14 protein-coding genes are annotated in these 13146 nt (G+C 62.4%); 3 read left to right on the top strand and 11 right to left on the bottom strand.

Annotation, left to right across the window (positions count from 1 at the left end; all coding sequences use genetic code 11):
* Positions 1 to 33: 33 nt before the first annotated feature.
* The 5 genes from U9R80_RS05865 to ppc all read right to left on the bottom strand — a co-directional run bounded on the left by U9R80_RS05865 (position 34) and on the right by ppc (position 5619).
* Positions 34 to 903, bottom strand: coding sequence for a DUF72 domain-containing protein (locus U9R80_RS05865; RefSeq protein WP_301837254.1), 870 nt, complete (start codon positions 901 to 903; stop codon positions 34 to 36).
* Between the two features lie 3 nt (positions 904 to 906).
* A complete protein-coding gene (locus tag U9R80_RS05860) occupies positions 907 to 1194 on the bottom strand; it encodes a hypothetical protein (RefSeq protein ID WP_301837255.1) in 288 nt (95 codons plus the stop codon).
* Between the two features lie 130 nt (positions 1195 to 1324).
* Positions 1325 to 1999, bottom strand: a complete 675-nt coding sequence (gene tsaB / locus U9R80_RS05855; protein WP_301837256.1) for a tRNA (adenosine(37)-N6)-threonylcarbamoyltransferase complex dimerization subunit type 1 TsaB — start codon at positions 1997 to 1999, stop codon at positions 1325 to 1327.
* Between the two features lie 87 nt (positions 2000 to 2086).
* A complete protein-coding gene (adk, locus tag U9R80_RS05850) occupies positions 2087 to 2737 on the bottom strand; it encodes an adenylate kinase (RefSeq protein ID WP_301837257.1) in 651 nt (216 codons plus the stop codon).
* A 254-nt stretch (positions 2738 to 2991) separates the two neighbouring features.
* Positions 2992 to 5619, bottom strand: a complete 2628-nt coding sequence (gene ppc, locus U9R80_RS05845; RefSeq protein WP_301837258.1) for a phosphoenolpyruvate carboxylase — start codon at positions 5617 to 5619, stop codon at positions 2992 to 2994.
* 134 nt (positions 5620 to 5753) lie between these two features.
* On the opposite strand from ppc, the gene U9R80_RS05840 reads away from it, so the two are divergent.
* The 3 genes from U9R80_RS05840 to U9R80_RS05830 all read left to right on the top strand — a co-directional run bounded on the left by U9R80_RS05840 (position 5754) and on the right by U9R80_RS05830 (position 7625).
* The gene (locus U9R80_RS05840) at positions 5754 to 6098 is read left to right on the top strand and encodes a hypothetical protein (RefSeq protein WP_028942957.1); all 345 of its coding nucleotides are present in this window, start codon (positions 5754 to 5756) and stop codon (positions 6096 to 6098) included.
* Positions 6099 to 6373: 275 nt separating this feature from the next.
* Entirely contained in the window at positions 6374 to 6787 is a 414-nt protein-coding gene (locus U9R80_RS05835; protein WP_301837259.1) for a DUF4398 domain-containing protein, read from the top strand.
* A gap of 49 nt (positions 6788 to 6836) precedes the next feature.
* Entirely contained in the window at positions 6837 to 7625 is a 789-nt protein-coding gene (locus U9R80_RS05830; protein ID WP_301837260.1) for an OmpA family protein, read from the top strand.
* A gap of 51 nt (positions 7626 to 7676) precedes the next feature.
* On the opposite strand, the gene U9R80_RS05825 is transcribed toward U9R80_RS05830, so the two are convergent.
* The 6 genes from U9R80_RS05825 to lysS form a co-directional block, all read right to left on the bottom strand.
* Positions 7677 to 8006 (bottom strand): hypothetical protein, encoded by a 330-nt coding sequence (locus U9R80_RS05825; RefSeq protein WP_301837261.1) that lies wholly within the window; start codon positions 8004 to 8006, stop codon positions 7677 to 7679.
* On the bottom strand, positions 8003 to 8926 hold the full coding sequence (locus U9R80_RS05820) for an alpha/beta hydrolase (protein ID WP_301837262.1): 924 nt from the start codon (positions 8924 to 8926) through the stop codon (positions 8003 to 8005). Before U9R80_RS05820 ends, U9R80_RS05825 begins: the two co-directional genes overlap by 4 nt.
* Entirely contained in the window at positions 8898 to 10175 is a 1278-nt protein-coding gene (locus U9R80_RS05815) for a flavohemoglobin expression-modulating QEGLA motif protein (RefSeq protein WP_301837263.1), read from the bottom strand. Before U9R80_RS05815 ends, U9R80_RS05820 begins: the two co-directional genes overlap by 29 nt.
* A 24-nt stretch (positions 10176 to 10199) precedes the next feature.
* Entirely contained in the window at positions 10200 to 10745 is a 546-nt protein-coding gene (locus tag U9R80_RS05810; protein WP_301837264.1) for a hypothetical protein, read from the bottom strand.
* Between the two features lie 28 nt (positions 10746 to 10773).
* On the bottom strand, positions 10774 to 11478 hold the full coding sequence (locus U9R80_RS05805; RefSeq protein WP_301837265.1) for a TetR/AcrR family transcriptional regulator: 705 nt from the start codon (positions 11476 to 11478) through the stop codon (positions 10774 to 10776).
* A 102-nt stretch (positions 11479 to 11580) separates the two neighbouring features.
* Positions 11581 to 13083 (bottom strand): lysine--tRNA ligase, encoded by a 1503-nt coding sequence (gene lysS, locus U9R80_RS05800; protein ID WP_301837266.1) that lies wholly within the window; start codon positions 13081 to 13083, stop codon positions 11581 to 11583.
* Positions 13084 to 13146 lie beyond the last annotated feature (63 nt).

Here is a 13146-nt window from a genome sequence, read left to right as displayed (position 1 = left end):
GATCACGGCTCCCGGGCAGGCGGCAGGACGCGTTCAAAGCAGGCCGAGCTGTTCGGCCTCAGGCGTCCTGTCCAGTTCAGGCAAGGCCGCAAGTCCCGGCAGGCGCTCCATCAAACCCCGATGAAAACGCTGCGCCAGGGCCGCGGCCAGGCGGTTATCGGCAGTATGCAGGAAAACATAGGGGCTGCGACCTTCCTCGATCCAGGCAGCAACCTTGTCCAGCCATTGCAGTAGAAAGGGCTCATTGGCAGCCAGTTCCGGGTGGCCGATGAAGCGCACCTGCGGGTGCTGGCTGAAGGCGGTGGGGCGCGGTGGCACCCGCGGCTTTTTCGACTGGGCATGGAGCACGCCCGGATCACGAGAGGTGCAACTGAACAGTGCCCGCGGGTCCAGGCAGATGCGCTCTACGCCACGGTCGAGCAGCAGGCGGTTGAGCAACCGCTCCTCATCGCCCTTGGCAAAGAACGCCTGGTTGCGCACCTCGACGGCAATGGGCACGTCGACCTCATCGAGAAACGTCACCAGCTCCCCCAACCGCGCCGGCCCGAAGGTCGCCGGCAGTTGCAGCCAATAGGGGGCGACCCGTGCACCCAGGGGCTTGAGCAGTTCAATGAAGGTCTGTGCCGCCGTCAGTTGCCCGTGCAGGTCGCCGCCATGGCTGATATCGCCGGGAAACTTGGCGGTGAAGCGAAAGTGCGCAGGCATGATCTGAGCCCAGCGCTCGATGGTCGCCGGGGCCGGGCGGGCATAAAAGGTGGTATTGCCTTCTACGGCGTTGAACACCTGGCTGTAGAGGCTTAGAAATTCGCCGCTCTTGGCGTCAGCGGGATACAGGTACTCGCGCCAGGCGTTTTCACTCCAGGACGGGCAACCGAGAAAATAGGGAAGCGTGGACAGACTCATCCATCAAATGTACAGGTCCAGCCCCAGCACTTCCATCTCCCAATCCACGAAGCCTGCAGTCGTCAGGTAGCTGGCCAGGGCCTTGGCTGTGCGTTTGTTGCAGGCGCGGGGGAAGATCATGTCCTGCGGGCGGGCGGGCAATCCAGCGGTACGCGCCTGGCCAGTGCTGGCCTGAGGCTGCACCTCGTATTCGCCGGGCAGATCCTCGTCCACGTCATCGCTGCGGGCCGGCGCTTTGCGCGGGGTACGCTTGATGGGATAGGACTGTGAGGAAAATCCGTCGATGCGCATGGCGATCTACTCAGGACCATTGATGGCAATTTAACAGCATCAGAGATCCTTCGCTAATCCCCGACTGATAACTGGACCACAGTCTAGGCAAAAGGTTTTATTTGCCCTGGGAATAACCGACGAGCTGCACTCAACGCGCTTTTGGCGTGGCCACGTTGTCGCGCAGGTATACCGGCTGGGCCTGGTCGGCGGGGATGGCTTCGCCGCGCTGCCAGGCGAAGGTGGCCAGGGTCAGCAAGTCCTGGGCATGGGGCAAGAGGCTTGCATCCTGGCCGCTCAGGGCCACCGGGATACGCTCGGCGTAGCCCCAGCCGGTGCCTGCACCAAACCAGTCGCCCTTGGCATCCGCTGGCAAAACGGCCTGCTCCGGGGGCAGCACCGCTTCGCTGCCCACCAGGCGCATTTCACCGCCAACGTCCTGATAGCAGCCCCAATACACCTCATCCATGCGCGCATCGATGGCGGCGGCCACCTGGTGCACGCCCTGCTCGCGCAGGGCCCGCTGGGCCAGTACCGCCAGGTTGGACACCGGCAACACCGGCCGCTCCAACGCAAAGGCCAGGCCCTGGACCACGCCGATGGCGATACGCACACCGGTGAAGGCACCCGGCCCACGGCCAAAGGCAATGGCATCGACCGCCGCCAGCGTGGTGCCGGCATCCGCCAGCAGTTGCTGGATCATCGGCAGCAGCTTCTGTGCGTGCAGGCGCGGGATCACCTCGTAGTGACTGGAAACCTTGCCGTCATGCAGCAAGGCGACAGAGCAGGCTTCAGTGGCGGTATCCAGGGCCAACAAGGTGGTCATCGGTGTATCCAGGCGTAAGAAAAAAGAGCGGCATTATAAACAACAACGGCCCGCAAGCGGGCCGTTGTCTGCACTACCGAGCGTCAATCAGCTCAATGCAGCCAGCACCTTGGCGGTGATGGCTTCAACCGAGCCCACGCCTTCGATGTGTGCATAGGCAGGCTTGCCGCCATTGGCAGCCGACAGCTTCTGGTAGAAGTCCACCAGCGGCTTGGTCTGCTCGTGGTAGACCGCCAGGCGATGACGCACGGTTTCTTCGGTGTCGTCTTTACGCTGAACCAGCGCTTCGCCAGTGACATCGTCCTTGCCTTCCGCTTTCGGCGGGTTGTAGACCACGTGGTAGACGCGGCCGGAACCTTCGTGAACGCGGCGACCGGCAATACGCTGAACGATTTCTTCGTCTTCGACGGCGATCTCGATCACGGCATCCAGCTCGACGCCATTGGTTACCAGGGCTTCAGCCTGAGGAATGGTGCGCGGGAAACCGTCGAACAGGAAGCCGTTCGCGCAGTCAGGCTGGGCGATGCGGTCCTTGACCAGGTTGATGATCAGCTCGTCGGAAACCAGCTTGCCAGCGTCCATGATCGCCTTGGCTTCCAGGCCCAGCGGGGTGCCGGCCTTGACAGCGGCGCGCAGCATGTCGCCAGTGGAGATTTGCGGAATGCCGAATTTTTCGGTGATGAACTTTGCCTGAGTACCTTTACCGGCCCCGGGAGCTCCCAGCAGAATCACGCGCATATTGTGCTCCTCATTTTTGTAAGCAAATCAATGGAGTCGGCGCAGAGGGCCAAGTCCGGAATTTGGGTAATGACCACAAATCGGTCAAAAGGCTGCTCAAGATACACAGCGCCTTCAAGCCACACAAGCGGTCGAAAGTCGGAAAAAACCACTCACATCGGCTGCACAAAGCACAGGTTGCGCCGAGCGCAACCTATTGCTTTGCAAGCAATCTCCCCTCCTTGCGACACCCATCGGCGACCGTTCCGCCCCCTTCAACCGGTATTGCGCAAACCTGCTGCAATACCGGCCACCGTGACCAGCAAGGCCTGCTCCAGCGGGCTATCCAGAGCGGCTTCGCGCACACGGGAGCGGGCCAGCAGCTCCGCCTGCAATAGATGTAGCGGGTCCAGGTAGGTGTTGCGCAAGCGGATGAACTCCAGGGTCTCGGGGCTGTGCGCCAGTAGCACCGGCTGCCCGGTCAAGCCCAGCACCACCTGGCACGCCTGCGACAATAGGTCGCGCAAATGTGCACCTAAAGGTCGCAGTTGTGGTTGCACCAGACGTTCGTCGTAGGAGCGGGCAATTTCGGCATCGGCCTTGGCCAGGACCATTTCCAGCATGTCGATACGGGTGCGGAAGAACGGCCACTGCTCACGCATTTGCGCCAGCAGTTCGCCCTGCCCCCGTGCCAGTGCATTGGTCAGTGCCGCCTCCCAGCCGAGCCAGGCCGGCAACATCAGGCGGGTCTGGGTCCAGCCGAAAATCCACGGGATTGCCCGCAGGCTTTCGATGCCACCGGCACGGCGCTTGGCCGGCCGACTGCCCAGCGGCAGGCGACCCAGCTCTTGCTCCGGGGTGGACTGGCGGAAGTACTCGACGAACTCGGGGTTGTCGCGCACCACGCCACGGTAGGCCTTGACCCCGTCCGCGGCCAGCTGGTCCATCAGCTCGCGCCAGGCTGGCTGCGGAGGGGGTGGCGGCAACAGAGTCGCTTCGAGCACGGCGGCCAGGTACAGGTTGAGGTTCTGCTCGGCAATGTCCGGCAAGCCGAACTTGAAGCGGATCATTTCACCCTGCTCCGTAGTCCGGAAGCGCCCGGCCACCGAACCCGGCGGCTGCGAAAGGATCGCCGCATGCGCCGGGCCGCCGCCTCGTCCCACGGTGCCGCCACGGCCGTGAAACAGCAGCAATTCGACCTGCTGCTCGCGACAGATGCGCACCAGGGTTTCCTGGGCGCGGTACTGGGCCCAGGCAGCGGCGGTAGTTCCGGCATCCTTGGCCGAATCGGAATAGCCGATCATCACTTCCTGCGGGCCATGCAAGGCGCTGCGATAGCCTGGCAGGCCAAGCAGGCGCTCCATGACCGGGCCGGCGTTGTCCAGGTCAGCCAGGGTCTCGAACAGCGGCACCACGCGCATGGGGCGCAGCACGCCGGCTTCCTTGAGCAGCAACTGTACGGCCAGGACGTCGGAGGCGGCCCCGGCCATGGAAATGACATACGAGCCCAACGACGCCGCAGGCGCCGCAGCGATCTCGCGGCAGGTGGCGAGCACTTCGGCGGTGTCGGCCTCGGGCTTGAAGTAACTGGGCAGCAGTGGGCGGCGGCTGTTGAGTTCCTGCTGGAGAAAGGCAATGCGCGCCTCCTCGTCCCAGTCGCCATAGCGGCCCAGGCCGAGGTAGTCGGTGATTTCGCTCAGTGCAGCGGTGTGGCGCGCTGCATCCTGGCGCACATCCAGACGTACCAGAAACAGGCCGAAGGTCACCGCCCGACGCAAGCAGTCGAGCAGCGGCCCGTTGGCGATCACGCCCATGCCACAGGCATGCAGCGACTCGAAACACAGGTGCAGGGGCTCGAACAGGTCGTGGTTGTCGTGCAGCACCTGGGCAGAAGGTGCTTGGGGCGCCGTCAAGGCGCTGTGAGCCCAGGCACGGGTTTCGCGCAGCCGATCACGCAATTGCTTGAGCAGCACCCGGTACGGTTCGGCGCACTCGCCTACCCTGGTGCGCAGCGCCTCGCTGGCCTGCTGCATGGACAACTCCGCAGCCAGGGCGTCGATGTCGCGCAGAAACAGGTCGGCGGCCATCCAGCGCGCCAGCAACAGCACCTCACGGGTGACAGGTGCAGTGACATTGGGGTTGCCATCGCGGTCACCGCCCATCCAGGACGCGAAGCGAATCGGCGCCGCCTCCAGCGGCAGGTGCAGACCGGTGGCGGCATGCAGGGCCTTGTCGACCTTGCGCAGATGATGAGGGATGGCCTGCCAGAGCGAATGCTCGATCACGGCGAAGCCCCATTTGGCTTCGTCCACCGGCGTTGGTCGGGTGCGGCGAATTTCCTCGGTATGCCAGGCTTCGGCGATCAGCCGTTGCAGGCGTTCGCGGATCTGCTCGCGCTCGGCCGGCATCAGGTCGCGGTGGTCCTGGGCAGCCAGCTGTGCGGCGATGGCATCGTACTTCTGGATCAGCGTACGGCGCGCCACTTCGGTCGGGTGCGCCGTCAGCACCAGCTCGATGTTCAATTTGCCCAGCTGACGCGCCAGGGCATCGTCGCCGTGCCGCTCGGCCTTGAGCCGCGCCAGCAACTCGGGCAGCACCCGGTCCTCGAAGGGATCGGCCTGGCCGGCATCGCGACGGCGTATCAACTGGTATTGCTCAGCGATGTTGGCCAGGTTGAGGAACTGGTTGAAGGCGCGTGCCACCGGCAGCAGTTCGTCTTCTGCCAGGTCATCGAGGGTCGAACTCAACTGCTCGGCGCTGCCACTGCGGTCCGCCTTGGCACTGCGGCGGATGTCCTCGATCTTTTGCAGGAACGCTTCACCGTACTGCTCGCGCACGGTGTCCCCCAACAACTCACCCAACAAATGAACATCTTCACGCAAGCGCACATCGATATCAGTCATCAGCCTTGTCTCCGGCATTCCTGGAAAACCGCTCTAGCCCCAGAGTGCCCCACTACCGGTCGTGCTTTCAAGGCAGACCAAAGCCTGCACAGTAGCTACGCTCAAATCAGGTACATAGCGTTGATGAGGTGATCATGAAAATCCGCGAGCTTGCCCAGCACTGGGAACAGAACGCCAAAGGCCGCCTGAGCCCTACCGGTCACGTCCTGCACCTGGACGTGGAGTCGGCGGCACGCCTGGCCGCTCTCACCGAGATGTACCCCAAGCGCCGCCCGGAAGAGCTGCTGGGCGAACTGTTGGGCGCAGCCCTTGAAGAACTGGAAGCAAGCTTTCCGTACGTGCAGGGCCACCAGGTGATCGCCACCGACGAAGAAGGCGACCCACTGTATGAAGACATCGGCCCGACCCCGCGTTTTCTTGCCCTGTCACGCCGCTACCTGCATGACATGAGCAGCCGCAAGGACGAATCAACCCACTGATTTCCCCCGCCTTTTTTCCATCCTTCGAGCGCCCGCGCGGGCGCTCGCGTACCACCGCCCGCCTGCAAAGTTCCGAAAAAAATCGACTGACCGATCAGTCAGTAAAAGCCGCGATCATGCGGGAAATTTTTCTGAACTATTGAAAAAACGCCTCGGTCACACCCTGTAACCATCATGGCAAAGCCCACCTGGACTCGGGTTGATGGCAGTGCTCGAGACCGGCGGGTCGCGCCAATGGAATGTTACGGAATTCGTTGTTCATCAGGAGTGATCCAATGGAGTTGACCACTATGAAGACCCGCACCGCTAACACCCCGTCCACCCCCTTGCGCGGGCTCAAACTCGCCGCGCTGGCACTGGGCAGCAGCCTGGTCCTGGCCGGTTGTGCCGGCAACCCGCCCACCGAGCAGTTCGCCGTGACCCAATCGGCCGTCAATGCGGCGGTGAGTTCCGGCGGTACCGAGTTTGCCGCCGTGGAAATGAAAGCGGCCCAGGACAAGCTCAAGCAAGCCGAAATCGCCATGCACGACAAAAAGTACGACGACGCCAAGCTGCTCGCCGAGCAGGCCGAGTGGGACGCCCGGGTTGCCGAGCGCAAGGCTCAGGCCGCCAAGGCCGAGAAGGCTGTGAAAGATGCCCACGAGGGCGTCCAGGACTTGCGTGAGGAAGGTATGCGCAGCACCCAGTGAGGCTGCGCTGTCGACCCGAGCATTGGTATTCGATCAAAGGATGAACATTATGCGTAAACACATCTTTATCCCCGCCCTCCTGGCCATGAGCGTTGGCCTGGCCGCCTGCTCCACGCAGCCGAACGCCAATCTGGAATCGGCCCGGACCAACTTCTCGACCCTGCAGAGCAACCCACAGTCGAGCAAAGTCGCCGCCCTGGAAACCAAAGAGGCCCAGGACTCGTTGAACAAGGCCGACAAGGCCTACATGGACAAGCAAGACGAGAAGAAAGTCGATCAGCTCGCCTACCTGACCAACCAGCGTATTGAAGTGGCCAAGCAGACCATCGCCCTGCGCACGGCCGAGGCCAACCTCAACAACGCTTCCGATCAGCGCGCCCAGGCAAGGCTCGATGCCCGCGATGCGCAGATCAAAAAGCTGCAGGACAGCCTCAACGCCAAGCAGACTGACCGGGGCACCCTGGTGACCTTTGGCGATGTGCTGTTCGATTTCGACAAGGCCAACCTCAAGAGCAGCGCCTTGCCCAACGTCACCAAGCTGGCGCAGTTCCTCCAGGAAAACCCTGACCGCAAGGTGATCGTCGAGGGCTATACCGACAGCAAGGGCAGCGCCAACTACAACCAGTCGCTGTCTGAGCGCCGCGCGGCTGCGGTACGCATGGCCTTGGTGAGGGCTGGGGTCGATCCTGCGCGGATCGTGTCCCAGGGGTACGGCAAGGAGTTTCCGGTGGCCGACAACGCGAGCACCTCGGGCCGGGCGCAGAATCGTCGGGTGGAAGTGACGATCTCCAATGACAACCAGCCAGTGGCGCCGCGTACAGTAAGCCAGGCGCATTGATGAAATGATCGCGGGGCAAGCCTGTAGGAGCGGGCTTGCCCCGCGATTGCGTTATTCCTGGACCTGCTGCGGCGTTTCCTGCCCAAGGCAGCGCACCGCCTGCTTCTTGCTGTCCACCAGCACACCGGTCAGGCCCTTCTGCGACATATCAAACAGCACCAGCACGCCATCGACACACTGGGCTACCTGGTTGGCCGGTTTGAGCGAGATCTTGTAGTCCTCCCCCGGCACGGTCTTGAGCATGGTGAAGTCGCTCAACAGCAGTGCATCCTCAGGCTTGGCAAAGTGCAGGTAGCCGTAATACCACAAGGCACAGACAGTACCGATGATGCTGCACACACCGGTGATAATCAGGGGAATCGCGTTACGTTCTTCACTCATTGTGACGTCTCGTCAGGGTAATTGGGGACTTCGGCCAGGCGCCGCAATCCATTGAAATGTTCGGGGTCGTCGAGGAACCGCAGCATGACCTGGCGCCAGGTACGGTCGCCAAACGTCTGCACATGACCGCCCCGGGTCAGCTGCAGCACCCGTGGTGGTGGCGCAGCCTGATACAACTGGATGCCGTTGGCCAGTGGCACAATCGGGTCGTCGATGCTGTGGAAGAACAGCTTGGGCGGTGTCTTGATCCGGGCGATCGAATGAATCGCACTGTCACCGTCCGGCACCAGCCATGACAGCGGCACCTGCAACGGCCAGGTCAACCACGAGGTGCTCAGGGCAAAGCGCCCAACCTGGCGGTAGCTGGCCGGCACGCCGTCAAAGACCAGCGCCTTGAAGCGCCGGGCTTGCTCAGGATGCTGGGCCAGGTAGTGAATGGCCATGGCGCCGCCCAGGCTTTGCCCAAGCAGCACCTGAGGCTTGCCTTGTACTTCAGGGGCTTTGTCCAGCCAGTCCAGCGCGGCGGCGATGTCCTGATAGACCTCGGGCAATGCCGGCTTGCCCTGGGACAGGCCATACCCGCGGTAGTCCAGCATCAGTACCTGATAGCCCTGCTTGGGCAACCACCAACTGCCGCCCAGGTGCCACGCCAGGTTACCGCCGTTGCCGTGCAGGTGCAGCACCGTGCCCTTGACCTCCACACCCGGCTTGGCCGGCAGCCACCACCCGTGCAGGCGCGTGCCGTCGGCTGCCGTCAGGGTGACGTCGCGGTATTCAAGCCTGGCTTTCTCAGGTGTGAACGGCTGGCCCGGCTCCGGATAGAACAGCAACGAACTGCAGCCGCCCAGACTCAGCAACACCAGCAACAGGCCCAGGGGCCTGCGCCATGGGTCAGAGAATGTTCGAGTAGTCGGCTTCAATCCGGTCCAGGCTCAGGTGGTTGAGGAAGTTGGAGAAACACATCCAGGCCGACAGCGCATTGAGGTCGCGAAACTGCTCCGGCAGGTACTTGGGCGGCTCCACCAGGCCTTCATCGACCAGTTGGCGCAGGGTGCGCATGTCTTCAAGCGTGGTCTTGCCGCAGAACAGCAAGGGGATCTGTTCGAGCTTGCCCTTGCGCACGGCCAACTGAATATAGTTGTAAACCATGATGAAGCCCTTGAGGTAGGACAAGTCTTTAGTGAACGGCAGCCCGTTGGGCACCGAGCCACGGAACACCCGGCTGGCATTGCCGTAGCTTTCCGGCATACCGAAGCCCTGAGCGCGGAAGAACTCGTAGACCTGCATGAAGTCGGCGCCCTCCTCGACCATGTGGATGGCCCGGGTGCGGTTGGTCAGCTTGCGCAAGCGGCTGGGGTAGGAGGCAAAGGCAATCACCTCCATCAGGATCGCCAGGCCTTCCTGGGTCACGGTCGACGAGGGCGGGCCCTTGGCCAGGAAGGTGCAGATCGGCTGGTTCAAGCCGTTGAGGGTGGTGCCTACGTGCACCAGCCCTTCATGGACTTCGAGGGCACGCACGTCACGGCTGTTGAACATGGCATCGGCGCGAATCTTGATGTAGTCGGCGCCTGCGGCAGCATCGGCAACGATACCGTCGGACTCGAAGACCCGAATGGTGTCTTCCGCTTCATTGAACACTTTGTTCAAGCGCCGCTGGAGCATCTCCACGGCCTGCTTGGCCGTCAGGTCCTTCGGCTCGTCCTTGAGATCGCCACGGCCATCAATGTTGTTCAGGTAATCCGAAAGCATCAGGCCCAGGTCCGCCAGGGTCGGATCACCGGCATGAAAGGCATCGGACGCCGCCCCGTACAGCTCCTGGGAAATCAGGCCGAAATCCTCGGTGCCGCGCGCTTCGAGCATGCGCACCACCATGCGGTACTCCTTGCACATGCGCCGCATGATCTGCCCGACCGGGTTGAACTGGCCCAGTTGGCGGGTGATATCGCGCTCGATGTTCTGGAACTCGAGCTTGACCGCACTGGAATCGAACGACAGCGGCCGCCCCTGATAATAGGCGCGATCCACCGCCGGCATCTCCTTGCCCTTGGCCTTGAGAAAGCCCTGGCGGATGTTGTCGTCCCACTTCACCGCATCGAGTACGCGTATCGGGGTTTGTGCCAGGACAATGCGGTCAGACAGGGCACGTATCGTCTGCTGGTACTCGTCCACCCTACTCTCCTTGAATAATCTTGATTACTTGCCGGCCCGCTGGAACCGCGCCACTTCGATAAACAGGTCGGAGTTGGCCGGGTCGTCCAGATAAGCCAGGACACGCTCGGCCGGGCTGTCGATCAGCACGCCCTCGCCATTGTCCTCGGGCACCTCGTAGGTGCGACCGCTGAGTTCTTTCTTCTCCACGGCCTGGTTCACCTGTTCGACGTCGAGGTTGTAGACCACCAGCTCCTTGCCGTCGATGACCTCGAAGCCGCCGATCAGGAAGTTGCCGCCCAGGCGCTTGGGCACGCCCGCCGAGAGGTACCAGCGGTTGCCGTGCCTTGAGACGGTAAAGGCGTACTCATCACGTTTCTTGTCCTTGCCGATGGCCACCGCCTTGTAGGCGTTACCACCGCTGCGGCTGATCTGCAGGGTCAGGGGCTCACCCCAGGCGTCCTTGCTCGACCACTTTCCGAGCAAAGCCTTGGGCGCCGCTTCATTGGCCGGCATCGGCTCGTTGAAGGTCACCAGACAACCGCCAAGCAGCAGGAACGACAACGCCAACAACAGACTTCTGGCTTTCATCGGGTTCTCCTTGAAATGGGGCCGCGCCTCACACGTCAGCCAGCACCAGGTGCATGTACCGGGTAAGGATAGCGAGCATCTGTGCTTGCGCATCGGCACGTGAGCCGTCGAGCAGCCCCTGATATTCCATCTGCTCGATAATCGCCGTCAACACCAGCGCATCCTGCTGTGGCTGGCGCGAGCCCACGACCTGAAGCAATTGGCAGGTGCCACGCAACAGAATCTGCTCGTGCAGCCTGACCAGTTCGGCCAGACGCGGGCACAGCAATGCCTCCTGGCGAAACGCCTGCTCTGCCATGAGAAAGTCGCGACGGTTGTGCAACTGGCGCTGCACATAATCGGCGGTCATCTTCGCCACCTCATCGGCCAACCGCGCCCGCCACTGCAGGCTACCGTCGCCCTGGGACAAGAGCTGACGCAGCACCACCTCGGTGTTTTCCCATAGCTTGGCCATGTACGCCGCACTGCGTTCCACGTACTGGGCGAAGGTGTCGGTGAGCAGGTCTTCGATGTCCTTGAAGTAGTAAGTGGTCGCCGACAGCGGCACGCCCGCTTCGGCTGCCACCGCGCGGTGGCGCACCCCGCGCACGCCATCGCGCACGACAATCCGCATGGCCGCATCGAGGATGTCCTGGCGACGCTGTTCACTGCCCAGGCGGCTGGCCTTGCGCCCCTGGTACTGCACGCTTTCGGCGACCGCCGTGGCAACGTCGGCCGCACCTTGTTGAGCCATTGCAGGAGTCACTGCAGGTTCTCTCCCAATGAATTGGAACGGATGAAGAGGTTTTCTTCAGGCATGAAAAAGCCGCCTCGTAAGGCGGCTTGTTCAGATCACTCAGGCCTGTGGACGCATGTGCGGGAACAGGATCACGTCGCGGATCGACGGCGAGTTGGTCAGCAGCATCACCAGGCGGTCGATACCGATACCTTCACCGGCGGTTGGCGGCATGCCGTATTCCAGGGCACGGACGAAGTCGGCGTCGTAGTGCATGGCTTCGTCGTCACCGGCGTCCTTGTCGGCCACCTGGGCCATGAAGCGCTCGGCCTGGTCTTCCGCGTCGTTGAGCTCGGAGTAGGCGTTGGCGATCTCGCGGCCACCGATGAACAACTCGAAGCGGTCGGTAACGTTCGGGTTCTCGTCGTTGCGACGGGCCAGTGGCGACACTTCAAACGGGTACTGGGTAATGAAGTGCGGCTGCTCCAGCTTGTGCTCGACCAGCTCCTCGAAAATCATCACCTGCAGCTTGCCCAGGCCTTCAAAGCCCAGGACCTTGGCACCGGCCTTCTTGGCGATGTCGCGGGCTTTGTCGATGTCGTTCAGGTCGTCAGCGGTCAGCTCGGGGTTGTACTTGAGGATCGAGTCGAACACCGACAGGCGCACGAACGGCTCGCCGAAGTGGAACACTTTGTCGCCGTACGGCACGTCGGTGCTGCCCAGGACCAGCTGAGCCAGTTCGCGGAACAGCTCCTCGGTCAGGTCCATGTTGTCTTCGTAGTCGGCGTAGGCCTGGTAGAACTCGAGCATGGTGAACTCGGGGTTGTGCCGGGTCGAAACACCTTCGTTACGGAAGTTGCGGTTGATCTCGAAGACTTTCTCGAAGCCACCGACCACCAGGCGCTTGAGGTACAGCTCCGGCGCGATACGCAGGAACATGGCCATGTCCAGGGCGTTGTGGTGAGTCTCGAACGGCTTGGCTGCGGCACCACCTGGGATGGTCTGCAGCATCGGCGTTTCCACTTCCAGGAAGTCACGCTTGATCAGGAAGTTGCGGATATGGTTGATGACCTGCGAGCGCACGCGGAAGGTGTCGCGCACTTCTTCGTTGACCATCAGGTCGACGTAGCGCTGGCGGTAGCGCTGCTCGGTGTCGGTCAAGCCGTGGTGCTTGTCGGGCAGCGGGCGCAGCGACTTGGTCAGCAGGCGCACGTTGGTCATCTCGACGTACAGGTCGCCCTTGCCGGAACGGGCCAGGGTGCCTTCGGCGGCGATGATGTCGCCCAGGTCCCAGGTCTTGACGGCGGCCAGGGTTTCTTCCGGCAGGGTCTTGCGGTTGACGTAGACCTGGATGCGCCCGGTCATGTCCTGGATCACCATGAACGAGCCACGGTTGAGCATGATGCGGCCGGCAACCTTGACCGGAATCGCTGCAGCTTCCAGCTCTTCCTTGGTCTTGTCGACATACTGTTTCTGCAAGTCGTTGCAGTAGCTGTCACGGCGGAAGTCGTTGGGGAAGGCATTGCCCTTGGCACGCTCGGCAGCAAGCTTTTCCTTGCGCAGGGCGATCAGGGTGTTTTCTTCCTGTTGCAGGTCTTGCGGATCGAGTTTGAGGTCGCTCATGTCGTCACATTTTCCATCACGGGTTCATTGTCCCAGGCCGGGGCCGGGATCGCGGGGCAAGCC

Source organism: Pseudomonas sp. JQ170C, from assembly GCF_035581345.1.
In the GTDB taxonomy this organism is placed as follows: domain Bacteria; phylum Pseudomonadota; class Gammaproteobacteria; order Pseudomonadales; family Pseudomonadaceae; genus Aquipseudomonas.
This window is presented reverse-complemented; position numbering and strand designations above follow the sequence as displayed.